The organism is Rhodococcus ruitaii, from assembly GCF_055230935.1.
Genome location: NZ_JBUYWC010000010.1, coordinates 118,721 through 143,684, shown reverse-complemented (window position 1 = coordinate 143,684; position 24,964 = coordinate 118,721). Strand labels below are relative to the sequence as shown.

22 protein-coding genes are annotated in these 24,964 nt (G+C 64.1%); 17 read left to right on the top strand and 5 right to left on the bottom strand.

Going from position 1 to position 24,964, the window contains the following annotated elements; genetic code table 11:
• Positions 1-8 precede the first annotated feature (8 nt).
• Positions 9-1,205 (top strand): MaoC family dehydratase, encoded by a 1,197-nt coding sequence (locus tag ACZI8W_RS14815; protein ID WP_463369253.1) that lies wholly within the window; start codon positions 9-11, stop codon positions 1,203-1,205.
• A gap of 28 nt (positions 1,206-1,233) precedes the next feature.
• Entirely contained in the window at positions 1,234-2,967 is a 1,734-nt protein-coding gene (locus tag ACZI8W_RS14810) for a class I adenylate-forming enzyme family protein (RefSeq protein WP_463369252.1), read from the top strand.
• A 57-nt stretch (positions 2,968-3,024) separates the two neighbouring features.
• Here ACZI8W_RS14810 and ACZI8W_RS14805 read toward each other — a convergent pair whose 3' ends face one another.
• The 5 genes from ACZI8W_RS14805 to ACZI8W_RS14785 are packed head-to-tail and all read right to left on the bottom strand — an operon-like array spanning position 3,025 to position 8,281.
• Positions 3,025-4,113 (bottom strand): acyl-CoA dehydrogenase family protein, encoded by a 1,089-nt coding sequence (locus ACZI8W_RS14805; RefSeq protein WP_463369251.1) that lies wholly within the window; start codon positions 4,111-4,113, stop codon positions 3,025-3,027.
• Complete coding sequence (locus ACZI8W_RS14800; protein ID WP_463369250.1) at positions 4,110-5,318, bottom strand: acyl-CoA dehydrogenase family protein; 1,209 nt, start codon at positions 5,316-5,318, stop codon at positions 4,110-4,112. The genes ACZI8W_RS14805 and ACZI8W_RS14800 overlap by 4 nt, the downstream gene beginning before the upstream one ends.
• Positions 5,315-6,145 (bottom strand): enoyl-CoA hydratase/isomerase family protein, encoded by an 831-nt coding sequence (locus ACZI8W_RS14795; protein WP_463369249.1) that lies wholly within the window; start codon positions 6,143-6,145, stop codon positions 5,315-5,317. Before ACZI8W_RS14795 ends, ACZI8W_RS14800 begins: the two co-directional genes overlap by 4 nt.
• A complete protein-coding gene (locus ACZI8W_RS14790; RefSeq protein ID WP_463369359.1) occupies positions 6,142-7,095 on the bottom strand; it encodes an acyl-CoA dehydrogenase family protein in 954 nt (317 codons plus the stop codon). The genes ACZI8W_RS14795 and ACZI8W_RS14790 overlap by 4 nt, the downstream gene beginning before the upstream one ends.
• Before the next feature lie 16 nt (positions 7,096-7,111).
• Positions 7,112-8,281 (bottom strand): acyl-CoA dehydrogenase family protein, encoded by a 1,170-nt coding sequence (locus ACZI8W_RS14785; protein WP_463369248.1) that lies wholly within the window; start codon positions 8,279-8,281, stop codon positions 7,112-7,114.
• Between the two features lie 120 nt (positions 8,282-8,401).
• Here ACZI8W_RS14785 and ACZI8W_RS14780 point away from each other — a divergent pair, with 120 nt between their 5' ends.
• The 15 genes from ACZI8W_RS14780 (at position 8,402) to ACZI8W_RS14710 (ending at position 24,943) form a co-directional block, all read left to right on the top strand.
• Complete coding sequence (locus ACZI8W_RS14780) at positions 8,402-9,205, top strand: FadR/GntR family transcriptional regulator (protein WP_463369247.1); 804 nt, start codon at positions 8,402-8,404, stop codon at positions 9,203-9,205.
• A 360-nt stretch (positions 9,206-9,565) separates the two neighbouring features.
• Positions 9,566-11,155, top strand: coding sequence for an SMP-30/gluconolactonase/LRE family protein (locus ACZI8W_RS14775; protein ID WP_463369246.1), 1,590 nt, complete (start codon positions 9,566-9,568; stop codon positions 11,153-11,155).
• Positions 11,156-11,162: 7 nt separating this feature from the next.
• On the top strand, positions 11,163-12,008 hold the full coding sequence (locus ACZI8W_RS14770) for an SDR family NAD(P)-dependent oxidoreductase (protein WP_463369245.1): 846 nt from the start codon (positions 11,163-11,165) through the stop codon (positions 12,006-12,008).
• Between the two features lie 28 nt (positions 12,009-12,036).
• A complete protein-coding gene (locus ACZI8W_RS14765; protein WP_463369244.1) occupies positions 12,037-13,419 on the top strand; it encodes an aromatic ring-hydroxylating oxygenase subunit alpha in 1,383 nt (460 codons plus the stop codon).
• A 29-nt stretch (positions 13,420-13,448) separates the two neighbouring features.
• The gene (locus ACZI8W_RS14760) at positions 13,449-15,275 is read left to right on the top strand and encodes a flavin-containing monooxygenase (protein WP_463369243.1); all 1,827 of its coding nucleotides are present in this window, start codon (positions 13,449-13,451) and stop codon (positions 15,273-15,275) included.
• Positions 15,272-16,192 carry an SDR family NAD(P)-dependent oxidoreductase gene (locus tag ACZI8W_RS14755; RefSeq protein ID WP_463369242.1) on the top strand — a complete coding sequence of 307 codons (921 nt, stop codon included), beginning with the start codon at positions 15,272-15,274 and terminating at the stop codon, positions 16,190-16,192. Before ACZI8W_RS14760 ends, ACZI8W_RS14755 begins: the two co-directional genes overlap by 4 nt.
• Positions 16,182-17,888, top strand: coding sequence for a thiamine pyrophosphate-binding protein (locus ACZI8W_RS14750; RefSeq protein WP_463369241.1), 1,707 nt, complete (start codon positions 16,182-16,184; stop codon positions 17,886-17,888). The genes ACZI8W_RS14755 and ACZI8W_RS14750 overlap by 11 nt, the downstream gene beginning before the upstream one ends.
• Positions 17,889-17,950: 62 nt before the next feature.
• Positions 17,951-19,384, top strand: coding sequence for an aldehyde dehydrogenase family protein (locus ACZI8W_RS14745; RefSeq protein ID WP_463369240.1), 1,434 nt, complete (start codon positions 17,951-17,953; stop codon positions 19,382-19,384).
• 1 nt (position 19,385) lies between these two features.
• On the top strand, positions 19,386-19,934 hold the full coding sequence (locus ACZI8W_RS14740; RefSeq protein WP_463369239.1) for a nuclear transport factor 2 family protein: 549 nt from the start codon (positions 19,386-19,388) through the stop codon (positions 19,932-19,934).
• Positions 19,935-19,959: 25 nt separating this feature from the next.
• The gene (locus tag ACZI8W_RS14735) at positions 19,960-20,895 is read left to right on the top strand and encodes an SDR family NAD(P)-dependent oxidoreductase (protein WP_463369238.1); all 936 of its coding nucleotides are present in this window, start codon (positions 19,960-19,962) and stop codon (positions 20,893-20,895) included.
• On the top strand, positions 20,892-21,461 hold the full coding sequence (locus tag ACZI8W_RS14730) for a nuclear transport factor 2 family protein (protein WP_463369237.1): 570 nt from the start codon (positions 20,892-20,894) through the stop codon (positions 21,459-21,461). Before ACZI8W_RS14735 ends, ACZI8W_RS14730 begins: the two co-directional genes overlap by 4 nt.
• 25 nt (positions 21,462-21,486) lie before the next feature.
• Positions 21,487-22,314, top strand: a complete 828-nt coding sequence (locus ACZI8W_RS14725; RefSeq protein ID WP_463369236.1) for a TauD/TfdA dioxygenase family protein — start codon at positions 21,487-21,489, stop codon at positions 22,312-22,314.
• Positions 22,311-23,054: an SDR family NAD(P)-dependent oxidoreductase gene (locus ACZI8W_RS14720; protein ID WP_463369235.1), complete on the top strand. Its 744-nt coding sequence runs from the start codon at positions 22,311-22,313 to the stop codon at positions 23,052-23,054. Before ACZI8W_RS14725 ends, ACZI8W_RS14720 begins: the two co-directional genes overlap by 4 nt.
• Before the next feature lie 43 nt (positions 23,055-23,097).
• Complete coding sequence (locus ACZI8W_RS14715; protein WP_463369234.1) at positions 23,098-23,694, top strand: carboxymuconolactone decarboxylase family protein; 597 nt, start codon at positions 23,098-23,100, stop codon at positions 23,692-23,694.
• A 22-nt stretch (positions 23,695-23,716) separates the two neighbouring features.
• A complete protein-coding gene (locus ACZI8W_RS14710) occupies positions 23,717-24,943 on the top strand; it encodes an ABC transporter substrate-binding protein (RefSeq protein WP_463369233.1) in 1,227 nt (408 codons plus the stop codon).
• The last annotated feature ends 21 nt before the right edge of the window (positions 24,944-24,964 follow it).

The following is a 24,964-nucleotide window of genomic DNA, read 5'->3' as shown; positions in this document are numbered from 1 at the left end:
GCAACCCAGTGACAAAGAAGGCCGAAGACACCAGCGGCGCCGAACTCGATCTGTCCGACGTCGACCATCGCGTCGGAAAGCCTATCGGTGGCGGGCAGCTCTGGGATCCGTGCAGCACCTCCGACATCCGTCGATGGGTCATGGCGATGGACAACCCCAACCCCATCCACTGGGATCACGAATTCGCACGTACTTCGCGATACGGCGGCATCATCGCCCCGCAGTCGATCGCCGTCGCATTGGATTACGGCCACGGCGCGGCGCCGGCATGTGTAGGACGCATCCCGGAGAGCCATCTCATCTTCGGCGGCGAAGAATGGTGGTTCTACGGCTGCCCGGTCCGCCCCGGCGACAAGTTGTTCCAGGAGCGCCGCTTCCACGACTACAAAGTCGCGGAGACCAAGTTCGCCGGCCCCACCATGTTCTCGCGCGGCGACACCATCCACAAGAACCAGAACGGTGTCCTCGTCGCCAAGGAGCGGTCCACGGCGATCCGATACCTCTCGGCCGAGGCCACCAAACGCGGAATGTACGAGAACCAGCTCGGCGAGAAGAAGAAATGGACCAACGCCGAGTTGGTCGAGATCGAGAACCTCCGCTACGAATGGCTCTTGACGACCCGTTCCGGAATCTCCCCACGCTTCGACGAGGTGAAGATCGGCGACACACTGCCCCGGCGGGTCCTCGGGCCCCACACCATCGCCTCGTTCACCACCGAGTACCGTGCATTCCTCTTCAACATCTGGGGCACGTTCGAGTGGGTGGCACCCGAAGGCATCGAAGATCCGTGGGTTTACCAGGATCCGGGTTGGGTCGAAGGTTTCGGCTTCGACGAGGAAGGCGCCAAGATCGATCCGCGTAAACGAGACGGACTCTACGTCGGCCCGTCCCGGGGGCACATCGACGAGGACAAGGCAGGCGAGGTCGGCATGGCGCGCGCCTACGGTTACGGCGCGACCATGGGCGCGTGGTGCACCGACTATCTCGCCAACTGGGCCGGTCTCGACGGCATGGTGCGCCACATCAAGTCGGATTTCCGCGGGCCTGCGTTCGAAGGAGATGTCACGTACTTCGACGCCGAGATCGTCGGCAAGGAACCCCTTTCCACCTGGGGCGTACCGCTGGCACAGGTCAAGCTCCGCCTGACCAACCAGGACGGCACCGTGCTCGTGTCTTCCCTGGCCGAGGTCGAACTGCCGCTGTAGCGGCCCAGCACACAACAGGAAGTCATCCATGAGTACTGAGACGAAGGTAGACACGGAAGACTCTGTTTCGATCGTGTCTGGTCCACCGCTGACCGACGAACCCGGACTCGGAACACTCACCTTGCCCGGCTTCCTGCGCGAGGTGACCGAAGTGTACGGCGATCGCGAAGCGCTCGTGCTGCACGACGCCGACGGAGTGACCCGATGGACGTACACCGAACTGTGGGACCGGGCAATCGACGTCGCTCGGTCACTGCGAGGACTCGGCCTCGCGAAGGACGGTCGCGTAGGCGTGCTGATGACGAACCGCCCGGAGTGGATCACAGCCGTCTTCGGCGCATCTCTGGCGGGCGGCGTCGCGGTCACTCTGAGCACGTTCTCGACCCCGTCGGAACTCGACTACATGCTCGAGACCTCGGGTGTGGAGATCCTGTTGTTCGAGCGCAGCGTCCTCAAGACCGACTTCGCCGCGACCCTCACCGATCTGGAACCACAGATCAGTGCCGCCGCATCGTCGGGGCTGCAGTCGGCGAAGTACCCCTTCCTTCGTCACGTGGCGATGGTCGGCAAGAAGGCCGATGGCGAGTCGCTCGAGTCCGTATCGATCGAGTCATGGGACGAGTTCCTTGCTCACGGCGACTCCCAGCCGCGCGAATTGGTGGAAGCGTCCGCCGCGGCAATACAACCCAGCGATGTGGCCGTGCTGTTCTTCTCCTCCGGCTCGACCAGCAAACCGAAGGGCATTCTGAGCGCGCATCGCGGCGTGTCCATTCAGCTGTGGCGATTCCGTCGGATGTATGGGTTCTCACCGGACCTGAACATTCGATGCTGGACGGCGAACGGCTACTTCTGGTCGGGCAATTTCGCGATGGCACTCGGGAGCACCCTTGCCAGCGGTGGGTCTCTGGTCCTGCAACAGACCTTCGACCCAGGTGAAGCTCTCGAACTCATCGAGAAGGAACGGGTGAACTTCCCGTTCGCCTGGCCCCACCAATGGGCTCAACTCGTCGGTGCACCGAACTGGGACACGGCGGATCTGAGCAGCCTCCATTACGTCGACTTCAACACTCCGGTCGCACGTCACCCCACGGTGACCGACGAGTGGCACGAACCGGGCCATGCCTACGGAAACACCGAAACCTTCACGATCAGTACATGCTATCCGGCCAACACCCCACCGGACGTGACTGCCGGAAGCAGCGGAAAACCACTACCCGGCATGACGATCCGCATCGTCGACCCGGTGACCGGCCAGATCGTTCCTCGAGGCGATCGGGGCGAGATCTGCGTCAAGGGACCGACGTTGATGCTCGGGTACGTCGGCATTCCGCTCAGCGAAACGGTCGACGAACACGGATTCTTCCACACCGGCGACGGCGGCTACGTCGACGCCGCCGACCGCCTCTATTGGGAGGGCCGACTCACCGACATCATCAAGACCGGTGGCGCGAACGTCTCGCCCCTCGAAGTCGACGAGGCGCTCATCGCGCACCCCGGTGTCAAGGTCGCCCGCACCGTCGGCGTCCCCCACGACACGCTCGGAGAGGTCGTCGTTTCGTGCATCGTGGCGCATTCGGGTGCGACTCTCGATGTCGACGGGATTCGTGGGTACCTACGCGAGCATCTCGCCAGCTACAAGGTTCCGCGGGAAGTGCTGTTCTTCGACAACGAAGAGATCAGACTCACCGGTACTGCGAAGATCAAGTCGAGCGACATCAAGGAGCTCGCCGTCCGGCGTCTCCAGACACAATCGCCCGCTTGAACAAGAGGTCCTGTACCCGCCGACAGCGCGTACAGGACCTCTCTTCTGGTGTTCGTTTCAGAAGCCGGACCGGTACCGCTGCGCGAGGTACGCCCGGTGCACTGCAGGTGAGCCGAACAACGAACGATTCAGGGTCGCGCGCTTGAGATATACGTGGATGCCGCTCTCCCACGTGTATCCCATCCCCCCGTGCATTTGCATGGCCTTACCGGCGATCTCGACGGCCGCTGCACAGCTGTAGGACTTTGCCATCGCAGCCGCTGTCGCTGCCTCCGGGTCTCCGGACGCCAAGCTCTGCACCGCTGCGTCGACGAGTCGTCGGGCCACCGTCACCTGGACCAGCATGTCGGCACATGCGTGCTTGACCGCCTGAAACGAACCGATCTTGCGTCCGAACTGTTCGCGCATCCCGACGTAGGCAACGGTAGCGTCGAGCATCGCTTCGCTCGAACCGAGACTGTCGCAGGCCATAGCCACAGCAGCACGATCGTGCAGTAACCCCAGGGCGCGCTGCGGATCGTCGCGAAAGCGCCACACCGACTCCGGCGGGATCGTCACACCTTCGGCGAGCACGGTCCCGAGACTGCGTGTCGCGTCCACGACCGGCTGTTCGGTCACCACGAGTCCGGGTGCTCGCGGGTCGAGATCGACGACGGCGATCGTGCCATCGGATACCTGCGCCGGTACCAGAAGTCGATCTGCACAGGGAACGTCGACCACGAACCTCGCTACGCCCCGGAGGGTTGTTTCCTGCGGGGCGATGACCAAGTCGAACTCCGACCGACCGGAACTCTCCCCTCCGAGAGCGAATATCGGAACTGCGTCTCCCGAGGTCGTGTCGCGTAGCAAGAGATCACGATCCGGGCAGGGTTCCAGGAGTTCGAGCGCCGCCACGGCGAGTGACGCAACCGCCGGGTACGGTCCTCGCGCGGCCGCGCGTCCGATCTCTCGGAGGATCACGGCAACCTCGGCGAAAGTTCCGTCCGCACCGTCGAATTCAGCCGGCACTTCGAGGCCGAGCCATCCCGACGTGCTGATCGACTCCCAATCGACCGGCACATCGTGCCCTGATCGTTCCAGCAGTACCCGAGCTACCGTCCGCAGTTCGTCGTGGAACTCGGACAGGTCTATGAGTGCATCGGTCATCGCTGTCCCGTCGGCTCGCGGGGCAGACCGAGGCCACGTTCCCCTATGATAGTGCGCTGGATCTCGCTGGTTCCGCCCGGAATCGTCCACTCCCACGAGCCGAGGAAATCGAGCATCCATGCACCCGACTCCCATCCGCTGGACTGAGGCTTCCGCACATCGGTGTGGGCGGCGAGACCAGCGATCTCGGCCCCGAAATCGGTCATCCGTTGGAGGAGTTCGCTGTAGTAGAGCTTGACGATCGATGCGTCCGCCGGCCCGGGCAGATCGTCGGCGACGAAATCCGACACCACTGCGCGCAACCCGGTGAGCTCGATCTCGAGCGTAGCGAGCCGGTCTGCGACACGTGTGTCGTCGAGCAGAATCGCCCCCTCTCGGCCCGGCCGGGTGCACAGGTCGACGAGCCGGCGAAATCCGCCGTAACTCAGTCGCTCGGTGAGCTCGAGCATGGTCATCCCCCGCTCGGCTCCGAGTGTTTCCTGCGCGACCCGCCAGCCTTCGTTCTCGGGTCCGACGAGGTTCTTCGCCGGGATGGGGACCTCGTTCAGGAAGATCTCGCAGAAATGCGAATCACCGGTTGCCTGTGTGATCGGCCGCACGTCGATTCCGGGGGTGCGCATATCCATCAGGAAGTACGAGATGCCCTTGCGTTTCGGGGCGTCGGGATCGGTGCGGGCCAGCAGCAGGCACCAGTCGGCGTACAACGCGCCACTGGCCCACAGTTTCTGACCGTTGACGATGTAGACGTCGCCGTCCTTGCGGGCGGTAGTCGCGAGTGCCGCCATGTCGGATCCCGCGCCGGGCTCGGAGAAACCTTGGCACCAGATCTCACCGTCGAGGATCGCGGGGAGGTGGCGGTTCCGCTGCTCGTCGGTGCCGGCGGCAAGAAGCGTCGATGCGGCGTGGTGGATCGAGACGAAGGGCAGTACCAGCCTAGGTGCGTCGTGGGCGGCGAGTTCCTGATAGAGCACAACCTGTTCGGCGACGGACATGCCGCCGTCCCATTCTTTCGGCCAGTGCGGCACGGCGAAGCCGGCCATGCGTAGCTCCTGAAACCAGGATTTCTGGAAGCGGACGAATTCGTCGTCGGACACGCCGGTTTGGGCCCGGCGCCAGTCTCCGGGGATGTGCTCGCGGCACCAGCCGCGGACCGAGCTCCGGAATTCCTCGAGCGCGGACCCCCCGATACTTGTCGCGGCGCTCACAGACCTGCACCCTTCTTCCTCGGCACAGTCTTCGTCACCGTATTCTCCCGGTTCACCGCACTCCCCCGGAGGGCGAGCAGCCGGTCCCGATGCTCGGCGGACTGCATGGTCGCCACCTCCGCCGCGAATCCGGCTTGCAGCGGGCCGCCGAGGGCCTGGGACAGATACATGTTGACCACACGCTTGGTACTGCGCAACGCCTGTGCGGGTTGCGCGGCGAACCGTTCGGCGAGGCGCCGCGCCTCGGGCAGCAGGTCGTCGGGCGCGGTGACGCGCGTAGCCAAGCCGAACTCGACCGCTGTGCTCGCCGGAATCCTATCGCCGGTGTAGAGGTATTCCCGCGAGCGCAGGATGGGGGTGAGCAGCGGCCAGAAGGCCGCGCCCCCGTCGCCCGCGACGAGCCCTACGGCAACGTGCGGGTCGGCCAGGTACGCCTTCTCCGACATGAGGACCACGTCGGAGAGCAGTGCGACACTGCAGCCGAGACCGACCGCGGGTCCGTTGACGGCGGCGACTACGGGCAGCGAAAAGCGGAGCATCTCATCGATGATCTCAGCGCCTTCCCTCACGCTCTCGTCGCGCGCGACCGGATCGTCGAGGAAGGAGGTGATCCAGTCCAGGTCGCCGCCCGCACTGAATGCCCGGCCCGCCCCGGTGAGGATCACCGCGGCGGCATCGGAGTCCGCAGCGAGTTGCCGCCATACGTGCGCAAGTGCCCAGTGCAGTTCCTTGTCGACGGCATTGAGTTCGTCGGGACGGTTGATGGTCACGATGCGAACGGGGCCGTCGCACTCGACGGTGAGCGCACCCGGGAGTTCGTATTTCACAGCACCGCCTTCTCCGGTGCGTCGGAGAACAGCCCCGTGAGTCCGCGTCGGTCGATCCGCGCGGCCAGAGCGTCCACGGTTCCGGACGGGCCCCACGGGATTCGGCGCAGTGGAATGCTGTAGCGGGAAATCCAGGACACCGTGGTCTCGTCGCAGAATCCGCTGGCTCCGTGCAGTTGGTGCGCGACCCGGAATACGATCTGCGCCGCTTCGACGGCTGCCAACCGGAGCGCAAGTGCATCGTCGACGGCTTCGTCGTTGCCCGCTTGGATACTCCACAGTGTGTACTTGGCGAGCGCGTCCAGCCCGGTGCGTTCGACTTCCGCCTCGGTGAGCTGGAATTGGACCCCTTGCAGTGTGGCGAGAGGCGCACTGAACTGTTCGCGCAAGAGAACGTGCGTACGGGTCAGGTCCATTGCTCGGTCGAGCATTCCGAGTAGCGTCCAGCACGGCAACGTCAAAGCGAGGGCAAGATCCTTCGTGCCGTCCTCGTCGATCGAGCGGAGATCGAGTTGCGCGGCGAACGCCGACATGCGCGGCGGCGTGCTCGGCGGCCGCGCGTAAGCGACACTGCGCCGCCCGCCGACGGTGACCGCGGCCCACCGGAGATCGAGGCACGCGATGGACGCCTTCGGGTCGGTTTCGTCCACGACGACCAGGCCGTCGACGTCGAGATCGCTCGGTCGGGCGAGTCTCTCTGCTACCGGGTACGGTACGGCCCAGAACCCGACGCTGCGACACAGCGCGGCCGCAGCTTCCAGCTCGTCGGCATCTCCGCGGGGGTCGAGCTCCCAGGCGCCGAGTTCACCGAGCACCGGCTCGACGATGTTACCGCGCCGATCGGGGTCGCTTTCGATCAGCTGGGCGAGATCATCGCCCCCTGCAACGTCCAACGCTCGAAGCACCTCGCGTCCGTACGAGGTTGCTTCCTTGCTCAGTTCAGTGTTCATCATTCCGCCATGTTCATCATGTCGCGAGAAGTGCTCGGGCCAAGAGAATTCGCTGCATCTCGATACTGCCGGAGGCGACAGTGGCAGCCTGTGAATAGCGCCAGTGGTCTTCGACCGCGCGGCGGAACCACCTTGCGGTGTCGTCATCGAAATCGTCGGTGTCGGCGATCGGTGGTGTCGCATACGCGGCGATCTCGGTGAGGACCTCGGCGCTGTCCTGATCGAGAGTGGTCACCGCGATCCGGTATGCCGCGGCGTCGCCGGGCTGAACGGCGCCTCCGCTCTGCATCGACACCACCCTGTACGCAAGCAGCCGTGCGCGCCGGCAGTGTGTGAGCATCCGCGTCCAGCGCGCCTTCAGCTCGCCCGGTAAGTCGTCCCATCGTGCGCCGAGGACCGACGGGGCGGCCTGCAGCAAGCGCTCACAGCGGGCGTATCGAGCGATGCCGACGCGCTCGTATGCGAGCACCTCCTGCACCACCGTCCACCCCTCGTCGACGGTTCCGAGAACATCGGCATCGCTGACGCGAAGGTCGTTGAAGAAGACTTCGTTGAGGTGATGCGGACCGAGCATTGCCCGAATCGGCCGGACCTCGATGGCCGGATCCGACATCGGTACGAGAAAAACTGTGAGCCCCTGCTGCTTCCGGCCGTGAGTGGAGGTGCGGGCAAGCAGGAAGCACCATTGCGCCATCGTGGCATAGGACGTCCAGATCTTCTGCCCAGAGATGACCCAGTCGTCACCGTCCCGGCGCGCCGCGGTACGCAACGAGGCGAGATCAGAACCTGCTTCGGGTTCGCTGAATCCTTGACACCAGATGACTTCGCCGCGCGCGATGGGCGGGAGGTGTGCGTCCTGTTGTTCGGTGGTCCCATGACGCATGATCGTGGGACCCACCCAGTTGACACCCATGTACTGCGCGCCGCGGGGTTCATGGTGCGCCCACATTTCCTCCCGCACCACTGTTTGCTCCCAGATCGACGCACCGCGGCCTCCGAATTCCTCGGGCCACGTCATGCAGAGCAGTCCACTGTCAGCGAGGAGTCGACAGAATTCCTGCGCTGCTTCGAGATCACTCGGGTCGTCGGTGAATGCCCCGAGGAAATGCGGGGGGACGTGCTCATGCACCAGCCGGCGGAGCTCGCTCCGGAGTTCCGGGGCGGCACCACCCATCGTGAAATCCATGCCCGGACATTACGTCAATCATCACAAGGATAGCAATGCTTGCGACTTTGAAACCTCACAATACTTGGAAGAAAAGACCGTCCGTCGCTAGACTGCACCCATGCGTGAAAGGCGAGTTTCTTGACGACCCCGCGGCGTGGCCGAGTGCCACAGCGCCGTATCGCCGAAACCGTCGCCGACGAATTACGCGACAACATTCTCGCCCATGACGACTACCGACTGCCCACCCAGGACCAATTGGTCAAGGACTTCGGTGTCAGCTACCCGTCGGTGCGAGAAGCCCTCCGCATCCTGGAAACCGAAGGACTCGTCACGGTCCGTCGAGGCAACGTCGGAGGCGCTGACGTGCATCGCCCCGATGAGTTCTCCGCCGCATACCATCTCGGGCTCTCCCTTCAGGCAGGCCGGGTCACACTCGAGGATCTCGCCGCCGGTCTGCAGCTGCTCGAGCCGCTGTGCGTCACCGAGTGCGCAAGACGCCCGGACCGCGCCGAGATCGTCGTCCCGGCCCTCACCGCGTCCATCGACGCCTCCGCCGAACTCGTCGGCGACGGAGTCGCATTCACCCAGGCGGCCCGCGAATTTCATGATCTGATCGTCTCGTTCACGCCGAACGCCACGATTCGCTACGCGGTGCGCAGTTATGTCGCCCTGTGGTCAGCACAAGAAGAAGCCTGGGCCGAAGCGCTCACGCGCCGCGGCGAGTACCCATCCGAAGGCAAGGCCGAAGACGCCGTGCACGCACACCGTCGCATCGTCAAGGAAATCGCCGACGGTCGGGTGGCCGAAGCCGAACGACTCGCCCGCTCCCACCTCGCTGCCACCCAGGTGCTCGTCCTCGACCGTTTCGGCGACACCATCGTCAATGCGTCGGCGGCAATGACGCGCAACACGTTCCCCGCACGCCAACGCCCGCGTAGCTGATTCCGGAGCACCTCACCCCACACCGACCCTGAGAAGGGCCGGGCTCGACATCCTGACCGAGCCCGGCCCTTCCGGTGCACGCCGGCCCCTTGCCTGCCCACCCCGAGGGGCGCACACTCACGAGAACGTGATTCTCTTCACATCCGATCAGCGTAGCTCAATCCTTACAAGGATAACAATACTTGTAGCGCTGGCCAGTTCGTGATTAACTGCCAGGCACCACCCTGGAGTGGCTTGAATCACTAAACTTCCATGAAAATCGGACATAGACCCACCCATCGGAGCCGCTCGCTCTCGAAGCTGCGAAACATCGTTCTCGCTGAGTGCGAATCATTGTTCTCACAAAGGAGGAGACCTACCTTGACGCAAGGGTCGCGCTACACAGGTCCAACGACACACCTCGCCGAAGGATGGAGTCTCACCAGGCTCACTCCCCCGAGCCGGCTGTTCGGCGCAAACGGCATCCGGGCCGGCGCAGACGGTCGCATCTACGTCGCGCAGGTGGCCGGCAGCCAGATCAGCGCGTTCGATCCCGACAACGGCACCGTGGAGACCATCAGCGCGAAGGGCAGCGACATCGTCGCCCCCGACGACCTGGCATTCCACCCCGACGGGGAGCTCTACATCACCGAGTACTACGACGGGCGAGTCAGCATCCGCTCCGACGACGGACACACCCGGGTACTGCGCGACGACCTCCCCGGCGTCAACGGCATCACCTTCCACCAGGGACGACTCTTCGTCGACGAATGCCGTCCGGACGGACGCCTGATGGAGATCGACCTCAACGGCGGCGCACCGAAAGTCCTGGTCGACGGTCTGCAGCTACCCAACGCACTCGAAGTCGGACCGGATGGAAAGCTCTACTACCCCGCCCTCGGCACCAACGACATCTGGCGGGTCGATCCCGACGGCGGCGAACCGGAACGCGTCGCGGCCGACCTCGGCGTTCCCGTCGCCTTGAAGTTCGACTCCGAGGGCTACATCGTTGCCCCGCAGGTGGGTTCGGGCCAGGTACTCCGTATCGACCCGCGCACCGGTACGAGCACCGTCATGGCGGATATCGGGTCAGGCCTCGACAACCTCACCTTCATCGGAGACCGACTGTTCGTCTCGAGCTTCACCGGGCAGATCACCGAGGTCCTCGCCGGCGGAGAGACGCGCACTGCCCTGGCAGACGGACTGACCTGGCCGCTGGACCTGACCGTGGGAACGGACGGCACACTCTATGTCGCCGACGGAACCTTCCTGCTCGCACTCGAGCCCAGCGGCGAACTCCGCACCGTCGCCATGCTCTTCCACCCCGGATGGCCCGGCTACATCCGCGGCATCACCGCCGTCGGCGACGGCGAATTCATCGTCGCCGGCGATACCACCGTCTCTCGGTACCGGCCCGCAGCAGCGGAGACCGAACTCCTGTTCGACGGCCTCGAGCAGGCGTACGGCGTGTCGGTGTCCGCTACCGGAACCGTCGCGGTAGCAGACATCGGCACCGGAAAGATCCACTCCGTCGGATCCGGACACTCTGAGGTCCTCGCCTCCGGCCTGCAGGACCCGACGGGGCTCGCATTCACCTCGGACGGCACCCTCCTCGCCTCTGAAGCAGGAGCGGGACGGATCATCTCGGTCACGAGCGCCGGCGTCGACACCCTCGTCGACGGCCTCGAGCGGCCTCAGGGAATCCTGGTACGCGCCGGCAAGCTCTACATCGTCGATGTCGACGCCAAGACGCTGATCAGCGTCGATCTGGAGACCAAGGCCCAGCAGGTCATCGCACGACATCTGCCCGTCGGCGCACCCGAGGGGGTCACCGCAAAGCCGTTGAAGGGCCTCATCCCGTTCGCCGGACCGCAGGGCCCCTTCGCCGGAATCACCGCCGGCCCCGACGACACCCTCTACATTTCTGCAGACGCCGAGGGCAGTGTCCTCGCGATCCGCGAAGGGAAGTGATCCTCCGATGAGCAACAATCCGGTCGATCTGGCGGGACGCATCGTCGTCGTCTCCGGCGCAGCAGGCGGAGGTATCGGCACGTCGGTGACCAAGATGGTCGCAGAGGCCGGCGCCACCGTCATTGCGGTGAGCCGATCCGAGGAGAACCTCACCAAGTACATCGAACCGCTGAGCACCCAGGGTCTTTCCGTGGTTCCGGTAGCGGCGGATGCATCGACCGACGACGGCATCGCCTCCGTTCTCGACACGGTCAGGCGGACGGAAGGAACGCTGTACGGACTCGTCAACGTCGCGGGCGGCGCCGCACCGGCGACGTGGATGCCGGCCACTCGTGTGACGCGGGCGGACTGGCGCGCGCTGTTCACGCAGAATCTCGAAACCATGTTCTTCATGAGTCAGGCGGTCGCGGCAGAACTGAAAGACCGATCGCTGCCCGGGTCGATCGTGTCGATCTCGTCGATCAGCGGCATGAACACCGCACCGTTCCACATCGCATACGGAACCGCGAAAGCGGCGCTCGTCGCCGCGACACGCACCATGGCGGTCGAACTCGCCACCGACAACATCCGGGTCAACGCCATCGCGCCCGGAGTCACCGCAACACCCGCGTCCGGCACGTACGTCGACGACGACTCCGAACGCGACCGCCGAGCCATCGCGATGGGTCGGCGCGGCACACCGGAGGAACAGGCCGGCGCCATTCTCTTCTTGTTGTCCGACCTGTCGGGCTACATCACGGGACAGACCCTGCTCGTAGACGGGGGTCTGAACCTCAAATGGACCCACATGGGCGCCGATCACACCTCTCTGTTCCTCAAGGACGAAACATTCCGCGCCGCCATCACTCGCTGAATCAGCCCCGTTTCACGAGGAGAGTCACATGACCGACACGGTTGACAACATCAATGAAACACCTTCCGAGACAACTGAGCCGTTCTCTACGCCGATGACACTTGGCGTCGAGGCGTATCTCTCGAAGGACTATGCCGAGGCAGAAGGGGACAAACTCTGGGCCAAGGTATGGCAGCAGGTCTGCCGTGTCGAGGAGATTCCTCGTGTCGGCGATTTCCTCACCTACGACATCTGCGACGACTCGATCATCGTTGTGCGCACTGCGCAGGACACCATCCGCGCCCACCACAACGTGTGTTCACACCGCGGTCGCAGCCTCGTCGACGTCCCGGACGGTGCACACGACACGCGAGGGCAGGCCCGGCAATTCGTGTGCGGGTTCCACGGCTGGCGCTACGACCTCGAGGGCACCAACACGTTCGCCGCCGAGGAACAGGATTGGCGCGGATGCCTGTCGGCGCAGCAGCGGAATCTGAAGGATGTCCGCGTCGATACCTGGGGTGGCTGGATCTGGGTCAACATGGATCCCGAGTGCGAACCTCTGCGCGACTACCTCGAACCCGCGGCTTCCCTGCTGGATCCGTTCCACCTCGAGAACATGCGGTACCGCTGGCGGAAATGGCTCGTGTTCGACTGCAACTGGAAAGTTGCGATCGAGGCGTTCATGGAGACCTACCACGTCCCGTACACGCACCCCGAATTCATGAACTTCGGCGCGTTCCTCGGCTGGGCCCGAAACCAGGGTAAGCACAGCAACATCGGATACGACGCGCCGAAGGGGATGGACGAGAACCAAGCCAAGCTCCGCGTCGGATCCGGACCCGATGCCCGTATCTCGACAATGCAGCTGCAGAACTTCACCTGGGAGAACGCGAACACCAACACCACCAACACATTGGTGCAGGCCGCGCGCCGCCTCGTCGACGAACTCCCCGAGGGCACGCCCCCCGACCAGGTGATGCGACACTGGCTCGAGTCGGCACGACGCGATGACGAGGCTCGCGGTGTCACGTGGCCGACGATCGCGGCGGAGGATGTCGCGAAAGCCGGTACCGCCTGGCAGATCTTCCCGAACTTCCAGATCGGGCACGCTCCCAACAACATGTTGTGCTATCGCGTGCGTCCGTACGGTTCCGATCCGGACAAGTGCATCTTCGAGGCCGCCGTGTTCGAACTGTTCCCGCCCGGCGAGGAGCCCGAGACTGAATGGGAGTACACCCCGCAGGACGACCCGGGCTGGCGCACCGTACTGCCGCAGGACTTCGACAACATGGCCGCTGTGCAGAAGGGGATGAAGTCGCGAGGCTTCCCCGGCCCGGTTCCCAACCCTTACCGGGAACGCAGCGTAGTCAGCCTCCATCACAATCTGGCCACCTACATGGGTACCGGGGCTCCACGCGACCTCGCGTGAACCCCGCCCCCTCAACCGAGGACACTCACATGCAGAACTGCGCGCCTACGCAGACATCCGACGTCGATCAGGAAGCCTTACGACAGAAGTATCTCCTCGAGCGCGACAAGCGCCTTCGGTCGGACGGCCAGCAGCAGTACATCGAGACCGGCCACGGGTTCGATGATTTCTATGCCGCGGATCCGCACCTCCCGGTAACATCTCGGGATCCGCTCACCGACGAGATCGACGTGGTGATCCTCGGGGGCGGATTCTGCGGTCTCATTGCCGCACACCGACTCCGGCAGGCAGGTGTCACCGACTTCCGGATCGTGGAATTGGGCGGCGACTTCGGAGGCGTATGGTACTGGAATCGGTACCCGGGCATCCAGATCGACTCGGACGCCTACTGCTACCTTCCGCTTCTGGAAGAGACCGGGTACATGCCGAAGGAGAAGTTCTCCAAGGGCGACGAGTGTTTCGAGCATGCTCAGCGAATCGGCCGGCAGTTCGGGCTCTACGACCATGCCCTCTTCCACACCCTGATCACGTCGCTGCAATGGGATGAGAGCCTTTCGCGCTGGCGGATCAGCACCAACCGGGGCGACGAACTCCGCGCACGATTCATCGTCATGGCTCAAGGCCCCTACAACAAGCCCAAACTCCCCGGTATCCCCGGTATTTCAGAATTCAAGGGGCATACCTTCCACACCGCCCGCTGGGACTACGACTACACCGGCGGCGATCTCCACGGCGGCCTGGGCAAGATCGGCGACAAGCGGATCGCCGTCATCGGAACAGGATCAACGGCGGTTCAGGCCATCCCCCACTTGGCACGCGGCGCCAAGCACCTGACGGTCTTCCAGCGCACACCGTCGTACATCTTCGAGCGCGCCAACTATCCGACCGACCCGGAATGGGTCAAGACGCTCGAGCCCGGGTGGCGCGACGCCCGACAGCGAAACTTCCACAACGCCGCTTTCGCGTTCTACACTCCGGGCGAGCCGGACCTCATCTGCGACGGCTGGACCGAAGTCTCCCGGAACCTCGCCGCGAAGCTCAACGAGACGAACGGTTGGGCCGCGCTCGCCGATCCAGAGAAGTTCTTGGAACTCAAGGAGATCGAAGACTACCGAGCGATGGAACGGCTGCGTCAGCGGGTCGAATCGATCGTCGAAGATCCGGAGACAGCGGAGAAACTCAAGCCGTACTACCGCAACATGTGCAAGCGACCGGTGTTCAACGACGAGTACCTACCCACCTTCAACCGCCCCAACGTCACCCTCGTCGACGTGTCCGACACACAGGGTGTCGAACGCATCACCGAGAAGGGCATCATCGTCGGCGGTGTCGAGCACGAGTTCGACTGCATCGTCTTCGCGAGCGGATTCGAGATCACCACTTCCCTCGAGCGTCAGTTCGACATCAAGCCGTTCGCCGGGCGCGACGGGGTCTCGCTCTACGACCACTGGGGTAAGGGTTTCCGCACATTGCACGGCATCATGGCGCACGGCTTCCCGAACCATTTCGCTACGGGATTCGTGCAGGGCGGCGTGACTGCCGCCACCACCTTGATGTTCGAGCAGCAGGCCGATCACATCGCCTACATCGTGAACGAAGCGCTGACCCGGGGGGCCACCCGCGTCGAACCCACCGCCGAAGCCGAAGAAGCCTGGGTCCAGACCATCCGCGACAACACGGTCGACAACAGTCGGTTCGTCTCGGAATGCACACCTGGCTACTACAACAGCGAGGGGGAGCCGAACGGGCGTTCCTTCCTGGGCGAACCCTACTGGGGTGGCTTCTACGAACTGAGCGACCTGCTCCAGGCGTGGCGCGACACCGGCGAACTGGAAGGATTGGTGCTCGACAAGTGACACTCCGATTCGACGACCGCGTCGCCGTCGTCACCGGGGCCGGACGAGGGCTGGGACGCGATTACGCACTGTTGCTCGCATCGCTCGGCGCGAGGGTCGTGGTCAACGACTCCGGAGCCGCGATCAACGGAGAGAACCTCGACGCCGGTCCGGCAGACGGTGTGGTCGAGGAGATCCGGGCTGCCGGCGGCGATGCGGTGGCTTGCCTCGAGTCCGTCGCGACAGCCGAGGGTGGCCGGGCGATCATCCAGACCGCCCTCGACAACTACGGCCGCATCGACATCCTCATCCACAATGCGGGCAACAACCGCTACGCGTCATTGTCGGAAATGTCGTACGAGGATTTCGACGCCGTCCTCGACGTCCACCTGCGCGGCGCGTTCCACGTGGTCCGCCCAGCATTTCCGCTGATGCGCGACGCCGGATACGGCAGGATCGTGCTGACCTCGTCGATCGGGGGCATCTACGGCAACGCGAACGTCGCCAATTACGCGGCATCGAAGGCCGGAATGATCGGGCTGTCCAACGTAGCCGCGATCGAAGGCGCCGAGCACGGAATCAGGTCCAACGTGATCATTCCCGCTGCGCTGACCAGACTCGCCGAAGGCCTCGACACGTCCGCGTATCCACCCATGGGCCCGGAACTCGCTGCGCCGGTCGTCGGCTGGCTGGCACACGAATCATGTTCGGTCACCGGCGAAATGTTCGCTGCCATTGCCGGACGGGTCGCGAGAGTCTACATCGCCGAGACCCCGGGGGTGTATCGCCCGTCCTGGTCGATCGACGAAGTCGCCGAGAACATCGAGGTCATCCGCGATACGAGGGACCCGTGGATTCTGCCGACCGTGTCGGGCCACGTCGACCACATCACGAAAAGCTTTGCGATAGCCACGGAGGGAAACGCGCATGTCGGTTAAGGTCTACGAACGAATTCTCGATCTCTTCGAAGCCGAAGGTATCAACACCCTCTTCGGCATTCCGGATCCGAACTTCGTTCATCTGTTCCGCCTCGCGGAAGAACGCGGCTGGAACGTGGTGGCGCCCCACCACGAAGAGTCTGCCGGATTCATGGCGGAGGCCGTCTCGCGTATGACCGGCAAGGCCGCCGTCTGTATCGGTACGCTCGGTCCCGGCCTCGCGAATCTGTCCGGCGCCATCATGTGCGCCAAGGTCGAGAACTCGCCGGTGATCTTCCTCGGTGGCCAACGCGCCCGCATCACCGAACAGCGCGTTCGGCGGGGTCGGATCCAGTTCGTCCAGCAGATGGCACTCGTCGAGAACTCCGTGAAATACCACGCAAGCATCGAGTACCCCGAACAGACCGACGAGATCATCCGTGAAGGCCTGCGTAAGGCGCTCTCCGGCACCCCCGGGCCGGTCTATATCGAGTACCCACAGAACGTCATCCTCGAGGAGATCGACGCACCGCCGGTTCTCCCTCCCGAGAAGTACCGCCTCGTAGGCCAGACCGCCGGGGCTGATCTGGTCGCCAGAGCAGCCGAATTGATCGGAGCCGCACAACAACCTGTTCTCCTCGTCGGTCACGGCGTGCACACCTCCAGGGCGGGCGCGTCCGTCAAGGAACTCGCCGACCTCATGGCCTGCCCGGTCATCCAGACGTCCGGCGGCACGTCCTTCATCGAAGGCCTCGAGGACCGCACGTTCCCGTATGGTTTCTCCGCAGCATCCATCGATGCTGTCGTGAACTCCGACCTGTGTCTCGCTATCGGCACCGAACTTGGCGAGCCCGTCCATTTCGGACGTGGGCGGCACTGGGTCGCCAACGAAGCCAACCGCAACTGGATCCTCATCGAGCAGGATCCGACATCCATCGGCGTCAACCGCCCGATCGATGTCCCGTTGGTCGGCGATCTGCGAGCAATCGTTCCGCAACTCGTCGACGCGCTGAAGGATTCTCCACGTACCCCGACGCCCGAACTCGCGGGCTGGATCAAGCAGGAGGCCGAACAGCTCGCCACACTCGCCGAGACTGCACCGTCCGGGATGTCCCCCGTGCATCCCGCTCGCCTGATCGTCGAAGCCACCAAGGCGTTTCCTGCCGACGGCATCATGGTCCGCGACGGCGGCGCCACCACAATCTTCGGCTGGACGTACTCCCAGGCCAAACCGCACGACGTGATGTGGAACCAGAACTTCGGGCACCTCGGCACGGGTCTGCCCTACGCCGTCGGTGCGGGCGTCGCCGACGGCGGTAAGCGCCCGATGATGCTGATCACCGGCGACTCCTCGTTCCAGTTCCACATCGCTGAACTTGAAACCGCCGTGCGGGTGGGTCTGCCCCTCGTCTGCGTCGTCGGTGTCGACTACGCCTGGGGTCTCGAAGTCGGTGTCTACAAGCGCACTTTCGGTCACGACTCCCTCGAGACAGGCGTCCATTGGAGTAAGGACACGCGTCTCGACAAGGTCGCCGAAGGCTTCGGCTGCTACGGCGAGTACGTCGAACGCGATGAAGACATCGCACCTGCCATCAAGCGGGCCTACGCCAGCGGTAGGCCAGGCGTCATCCACGTCGCCGTCGATCCCAAGGCCAACTCGGAGGAAATGCCGAGCTACGACGAATTCCGCACGTGGTACGCCGAAGGCCAGCAGTGACACGGCACGCCGAAGGCCAGCAGTGACATTCGTACAGCACCAGACGAGAGAACCGGGTAGCCATGCGTGAATATCTGAAGTTCTACATCGACGGACAGTGGACCGATCCCGCCCAATCGAACACCTTTGAGGTCATCAACCCGTCCACCGAAGAGGTCGCCGGTACGGTGTCGCTCGGGTCGTCGGCGGACGTCGACAAGGCCGTCGCCGCTGCGCGACACGCCTTCCCCGCGTGGTCGGCGACCAGCCGTGAAGAACGGCTGGAGCTGCTCGAAAAGATCCTCGACGTATACCAGCGTCGCATGAGCGACATCGCCGCCGCACTGACCGAGGAGATGGGCGCACCCGCCGCATTGGCAAGTGGCTTCCAGGTGAACCTCGGCCTCGGGCATCTCACCACCGCGATCGAGGTTCTCCGCAACTTCACCTTCGAGGAGCAGCGCGGCGGCAGCCTCCTCGTCAAGGAACCCATCGGGGTATGCGGCCTGATCACGCCGTGGAACTGGCCGATCAGCCTCATCTCGGTGAAAGTGTTCCCGGCCCTGGCCACCGGCTGCACGATGGTGCTCAAGCCGTCGGAGCAGGCGCCGTTCAACGGCCAGGTCTTCGCTGAGATCCTCGACGAGGCCGGCGTTCCCGCCGGAGTGTTCAACCTCGTCCAGGGCGACGGACCCGGCGTCGGGCGCGCTCTCTCCGGTCACCGAGATGTCGACATGGTCTCGTTCACCGGTTCGACACGCGCAGGCGTCGACGTCGCCGCACATGCCGCTAGCAGCGTCAAGCGAGTCACCCAGGAACTCGGCGGCAAGGGCCCGAACATCATCCTCGACGATGCAGACTTTGCTGAGAATGTCGGTAAGGGCGTCGTGACGATGATGATGAATTCGGGTCAAACCTGCAGCGCTCCTTCGCGAATGCTGGTCCCCGGGGAGCGCATGGAGGAAGCCATCGCCGCAGCGCGTGAGGCGGCATCGCAGGTGACCGTGGGCGACCCGACCGGCGATGCCGCGATCGGCCCCGTCGTGTCGAAGGCGCAGTTCGAGAAGGTTCAAGGTCTCATCCAGAAGGGCATCGACGAGGGGGCAAACCTCGTGGCCGGTGGTGTCGGCCGGCCCGACGGCCTAACCACCGGCTATTTCGTTCGGCCCACCGTGTTCGCCGATGTCAAGAACGACATGACGATCGCCCGCGAGGAGATCTTCGGTCCGGTCCTCACGATTCTGGGTTACGACAGCATCGACCACGCACTCGAGATAGCGAACGACACCGAGTACGGCCTCGCCGGATTCGTCGCGGGCGCGGACCTCGAACAGGCCCGAAGTGTGGCGCGACGGATCCGCGCCGGAAACATTGCGATCAATGACGCGTTCGACTTCGGGGCGCCGTTCGGGGGCTACAAGAAGAGCGGAAACGGTCGTGAGTGGGGCGAATTCGGCTTCGACGACTACCTCGAGATCAAGAGTATTCTCGGCTATACATCCGAGGACGGCAGCTAGCATGGGTGACGCCGACGTGGGCGTACTCCTCCTCGCGCATCACGAAGTCCGGGCGTGCATCGTACGCCTCGCGCGCGGGGAGGACCGCCGAGACCGCAAGGCGGTCAGTTCTTCGTTCTGGCCCGACGCAATCGTCGATTTCGGGATCTTCTCCGGCTCGTTCGACGACTACCTCGCGTGGGTAGTGCCGGGGTCTCCCGCCGTTCTGGTCACCCAGCATCTGCTCGGGCAGACGCACATCGAACTGGACGGCAACACCGCCCTGGCGGAAACCCATGTCACCGCGTACCACCGCGTCGACACGGGAACCGAAGAGCGCGACACGGTGCTCGGCGGTCGCTACCTAGACCGTCTCGAGGAGCGCAACAGCCAGTGGCGAATCGCGCAGCGCACCATGCTCTACGACTGGTCCCGCGACGACGGTGTGTCCGTGGATTGGTCGCAGGGCCTCATGGGCACGCCATTTCGCGGCGAACACTTCACCGGAAAGGCCACCGGTGATCACAGTGAGGCGTTCTTCGGCGCAGACCCCCTCGCCACACACAGGTAGTCGACAACACGCAGGAGGAGTTCGGATGGGTGCGCTGTCGGGCAGAGTTGCTGTCGTCACCGGTGCCAGCCGCGGGATCGGCAAAGGCATCGCCCTGGCGCTCGCGGAGCACGGCGCCACGGTCTACGTCACCGGACGTACGGTGACGCCCGGCTCGCACCCACTTCCGGGCACCGTCGGCGATACCGCAGCGGAGTGTGATCGTCGCGGAGGCACCGGTGTTGCGGTCACGGTCGATCATGCAAACGACGAGCAGGTGGCCGCGCTGTTCGAGCGCGTCGAACGCGAGCAGGGCCGCCTCGACATCCTGGTCAACAATGCGTTCTCTCTTCCCGACGACCTGACCGATCCCGAACCGTTCTGGGTGAAGCCTCTGTCGAACTGGGAAATGGTGGATGTCGGTGTGCGGTCGAACTTCGTTGCCGCACGGCATGCCGCCACGATCATGACTCCCCAGAAATCAGGACTCATCGTGGCAGTCTCCGGGTACACCGGTGTCGCCTATACCTACGGCGTCCTTTTCGGGATGGCCAAGGCCGCGGTGGATCGGATGGCACGGGATATGGCCGTCGAGTTGCAGCCATACGAGGTGGCATCTGTGTCGATCTGGCAGGGCCTGACCTTCACGGAGCGCGCCGAGCGGAACCTGGCGGCCATTCCCGGATTGACGGACGGTGCTGCCACCTACCCTGCGAACGGCTGCTCACCGGAGTTTGCCGGCCGCGTCATCGCCGCTCTCGCACAGGATCCCGCGGTCATGAGCCGTTCTGGCGGCACCTTCATCACCGCCGAACTGGCGCACGAGTACGGCGTCACAGATGTCGACGGCCGCAAGATCCCTTCACTTCGATCGACCCGCGGCGAACCCATCTGGTCCCCGATCGCCGGATCAGATAGTTCAGGGCTCGGTGTCGCCCCGACCTCCTCCCCTTCCACCTCCCTGAAACGGAGCACATCATGAGCACGCCGGTGACATCTCTCGCGCCCGACAGGATCGCAAAGCTCGAATCCCTTCTGGATCGCCAGGAGATCCTCGATACGCTGACCCGCTTCAGCAGGGCAATTGACCGCTTCGACCGCGACCTCTTCCTCTCTGCCTTCCACAACGACGCCACGATCGCCGCGGGCAGTTTCGTCGGCGGACCGGTGGACCTCTACAACTGGTCCACCGCGATGCACGCGCAGGGGCAGAAGGCCACCCACCACAATCTGCTGAACCACACCTGCGATCTCGACGGCGATACCGCGCATACCGAGACGTACTACCTGTTCGCTGCCCGGAACGTCGACGACAGCAATTGGATTGCGGGCGGCCGGTACATCGACCGGCTGGAACGCCGCGACGGGGAGTGGCGGATAGCCCTCCGTACCAACGTGATCGAGTGGTCGGGAATAGTTGCGTCGATGGACATTCCCTTCTCTGATGTCCCCGACGTCCTCGCCAACGGTGCACCGTCCCGCAGCGCCACGGACCCGTCCTACACCCGCCCGCTCACCAACGTCCGACAGCCGAACGTCCCGAGTTGACGCGGGCGCATCGAGGAGAGACCACATGCACACGCTTGCCACCAAGAAACTGGGCGACCTCGTCGGCGTGGAGGTGATGGGGGTCGATGTCGACCGCCTCCTCACCGATGACGAGCTACCCTCAGTACTTCTCGACCTGCTCGAACAACACAGCGTGATCCTGTTCCGAGAACTGCACATCGATGATCCGGCCCAGGTCGCGTTCTGCCGACGACTCGGTGAGCTCGCGCTGTTTCCCAAGTACCGGATCCCGGAGATCATGGAGATCAGCTTCGAGCCCGACAATCCGAACAAGGAGTACTTCGCCAGCAACGACTACTGGCACATCGACGGCGCTCTGGATGCGATCCCCGCAAAGGCTTCGGTGCTGACCGCGCACGTCACGGCGGAGCAAGGCGGCGAGACCGAGTTCGCGAGCACCTACGCCGCCTACGATGCGTTGTCGGACGAGGAGAAGGACTATTTCGGCACTCTCCGGGTCGTCCACACCTTCGAGGCCATTCAACGCTTGACCTACCCGAACCCGACCGAGGATCAGGTGAGGGAATGGTCGTCCCGCGCCGCGCGCGAGCTCCCGCTCGTGTGGGAACACGAATCCGGTAGGCGATCACTGGTGTTCGGTGCCACCGCATCCCACATCGTCGGAATGGCGGTGCCGGAAGGCCGGGCGTTGCTACGCGAGCTCGAACGACGTGCCACCGCACCGGAGCTGGTGTACCGGCACAGCTGGTCTGTGGGCGACACGGTGATCTGGGACAACACCGGCCTCGCGCACCGGGCATGCACATTCGACCGTGCCAAACCTCGCCGAATGCACCGTTCGACCCTCATCGGAACGGAGCCGATCCAATGACCGACCATACCGCGATCATCACCGGTGCCGCTTCCGGGATCGGCGAAGCAATCGCCCGGCGTCTCGCTACCGAGGGCCACTTGGTGGCGATATTCGACCTCGACGGTGACGCGGCAGAGGTGATCGCCTCGTCGATCGCAGACGAGGGAGGTAAGGCCATCGGCCTGCAGGTCGACGTCACCGATCGCGCTGCCCTCGAGACGGCTGTCGAAAACGTGCGAGCGCAACTGACTTCCCCGACCGTCCTGGTCAACAACGCCGGTATGTCGGTTCCGACCCCGTTCCTGGACATCACCTCCGAGGCGTGGCAGCGCTCACTCGCCGTCAATCTCACCGCAACCTTCGACTGCTGCCAACTCGTGCTCCCCGACATGATCGATCAGGGGTGGGGACGTATCGTCAACATCTCGTCGTCGAGTGTGCACAGCGGTTCCCCCGGCCTGTCCCCCTACGTGTCCGCGAAGTCGGGCGTTGTCGGTCTCACGAAGAGCCTCGCACTCGAGTTCGGCAAATTCGGGATCACGGTCAACACGATTCCTCCGGGCTTCATCGACACCCCGATGTTGCGCACCACCGTCGCCAAAGGCTTCGTCGATCTCGACCTGCAAACCGCCAGGACCCCGGTGGGCCGGATCGGGCAGCCCGAGGACGTCGCCGCCACCTGCGCGTTCCTGGTGAGCAATGAAGCCGGCTACATCACCGGGCAGATGATCGGCGTCAACGGCGGACGCAACACCTGACCGACTGCCGCTACCCGCCCGAACCGAAAGGACCGCCACGCACATGCCCCGGATACCGCCTCTCCCCGAAGACATGTGGACTGACGAGATCGCGACGTACATCAACGGTTTCCGATCGGCGGTGGCAAGCACTGCAGATGAAGACGGCAGACAACCGGGCACGAACCTGCTCGGCACCCTGGCACAGCATCCGTCCTTGGCCATGGCGTTCCTGAGTTTCAACCGGCATCTGCTGGCGCAGTCCACCCTGTCGGTCCGGCACCGGGAACTCCTCGTTCTTCGCATCGCATTCCTTCGGCGCGCCGAGTACGAATGGGCCCAACACGTCATCCTCGCCGAGCGAGCGGGCATCACCCCCACCGAGATCGCCCGCATCGATCAGGGACCCGACGCAGAAGGCTGGTCACCTCTCGAGCGAGCACTCCTGACCGCCACCGACGAGTTGATCGGCGACGGCGTGATCGCCGAGGCTACGTGGACCGCGCTCGTGGGCGAGTTCGACCATCGGCAGCTGATGGATGTCGTGTTCACGGTGGGCTGCTACTCGATGCTCGCGACAGCGCTGCGCTCGTTCGGAGTCCAGCCTGAACGCGGTCTCGTTCCGTATCTACCCAACCATCCTGTCTCCTCCCGCGATTGATTCGAGAAAGTGGGGCCTCCCCATGAAAATTCGACACATCGGTGCACTGGCAGCTGTTGCTGCACTTGCACTGTCCGCCTGCAATTCGGACGGCGGGCAGGACAGTGCCGGAGCCACCCTCACCGGTGAGCCGATCGTCATCGGCGCGTTGGCTCCGATCAAGGGAGCGTCCGCATATCCGCAGACGGCGTACGGTCTCGAAGCCGGCGTGCAGTACGTCAACGAAGTTCTCGGCGGCATCGACGGCCGACCCCTCGAGATCGACGTGTGTGGTGGCGACGGCAGCCCTGAGACGGCGATCAGCTGCGCCAACGGTTTCGTCTCGAAGGATCTTCCGCTCGTGATCGACGCGGTCGACCAGAGCATGGGCGCTGCGGTGCCGATTCTGGCGTCCGCGGAGATCCCCATCGTCGGCACTCTTGCGGGATCGTTCGTCGCTGATTCTGCCGAGTACGGGCAAGCATTCTATTTCACCGGCCCGGTCTCGTTCGCCGCACTTTCGAGCATGTCGGTCCTCGACACGATGGGAAAGTCGAACGCCTCACTGGCCGTCAACGAGTCGCCCACGTCCCATGCGTACGTCGACGATCTCATCATGCCGATCGCCGATCGGATGGGGATCGATGTCACTGTCCAATATCCCCCTGCTTCCGGTGCCAACCTGAATGTCGTGGCAGCGACGCAACTTTCCGATGAACCAGACATGGCGGGAGTCATTGCCCTTCCCGAGGACGGCTGCACCGGCCTGTTCCAGGCCCTGCGCCGACAGGGCTACGACGACACGATCCTCGCTGGCTCGTGCTCTCAGTTCATCGACGACATGGGGGCAGACGCTGCGGGTATCGTCACCCAGCCGCGGCTGTGGGTGCCACTCGCGAAGGATTCCGCGCCCACCGAGGTGCAAGAGCAACTCGACATCTTCGCAGACTCCATGGATGCAGTCGGCTACGGCGACGAACTCTCGTCCCGATCCATCTACACCTTCGCGGCCGTAGCCAACATCGCGGAGATCCTGAGTGGTACAGAGGAGATCACCTCGGCCACCGTCACCGACACGTTCAAGGAGCTGAAAGACTTCCCGACTTTCGCCGGCCCTGCCGTCACCTGCGACGGGCAGCAATGGCCCGGCGTGGCCACCACGTGCAATGCGCAGGCGATCTTCTTCGAAGTGCAGGAGGACGGAACGCTCCGGTCGGTCGAGGATGCCGGATACATCGATCTCGATCCTTCACTGATGCCCACCTCCTGACGGCATTTTCGTTGATGCCAC

Excerpts from the sequence above, each read along its gene's own strand:
- ACZI8W_RS14810 (WP_463369252.1), top strand. The coding sequence starts at position 1,234 with ATGAGTACTGAGACGAAGGTAGACACGGAAGACTCTGTTTCGATCGTG.
- ACZI8W_RS14805 (WP_463369251.1), bottom strand. The coding sequence starts at position 4,113 with ATGACCGATGCACTCATAGACCTGTCCGAGTTCCACGACGAACTGCGG.
- ACZI8W_RS14790 (WP_463369359.1), bottom strand. The coding sequence starts at position 7,095 with ATGAACACTGAACTGAGCAAGGAAGCAACCTCGTACGGACGCGAGGTG.
- ACZI8W_RS14785 (WP_463369248.1), bottom strand. The coding sequence starts at position 8,281 with ATGGATTTCACGATGGGTGGTGCCGCCCCGGAACTCCGGAGCGAGCTC.
- ACZI8W_RS14770 (WP_463369245.1), top strand. The coding sequence starts at position 11,163 with ATGAGCAACAATCCGGTCGATCTGGCGGGACGCATCGTCGTCGTCTCC.
- ACZI8W_RS14765 (WP_463369244.1), top strand. The coding sequence starts at position 12,037 with ATGACCGACACGGTTGACAACATCAATGAAACACCTTCCGAGACAACT.
- ACZI8W_RS14760 (WP_463369243.1), top strand. The coding sequence starts at position 13,449 with ATGCAGAACTGCGCGCCTACGCAGACATCCGACGTCGATCAGGAAGCC.
- ACZI8W_RS14750 (WP_463369241.1), top strand. The coding sequence starts at position 16,182 with ATGTCGGTTAAGGTCTACGAACGAATTCTCGATCTCTTCGAAGCCGAA.
- ACZI8W_RS14745 (WP_463369240.1), top strand. The coding sequence starts at position 17,951 with ATGCGTGAATATCTGAAGTTCTACATCGACGGACAGTGGACCGATCCC.
- ACZI8W_RS14740 (WP_463369239.1), top strand. The coding sequence starts at position 19,386 with ATGGGTGACGCCGACGTGGGCGTACTCCTCCTCGCGCATCACGAAGTC.
- ACZI8W_RS14735 (WP_463369238.1), top strand. The coding sequence starts at position 19,960 with ATGGGTGCGCTGTCGGGCAGAGTTGCTGTCGTCACCGGTGCCAGCCGC.
- ACZI8W_RS14730 (WP_463369237.1), top strand. The coding sequence starts at position 20,892 with ATGAGCACGCCGGTGACATCTCTCGCGCCCGACAGGATCGCAAAGCTC.
- ACZI8W_RS14725 (WP_463369236.1), top strand. The coding sequence starts at position 21,487 with ATGCACACGCTTGCCACCAAGAAACTGGGCGACCTCGTCGGCGTGGAG.
- ACZI8W_RS14720 (WP_463369235.1), top strand. The coding sequence starts at position 22,311 with ATGACCGACCATACCGCGATCATCACCGGTGCCGCTTCCGGGATCGGC.
- ACZI8W_RS14715 (WP_463369234.1), top strand. The coding sequence starts at position 23,098 with ATGCCCCGGATACCGCCTCTCCCCGAAGACATGTGGACTGACGAGATC.
- ACZI8W_RS14710 (WP_463369233.1), top strand. The coding sequence starts at position 23,717 with ATGAAAATTCGACACATCGGTGCACTGGCAGCTGTTGCTGCACTTGCA.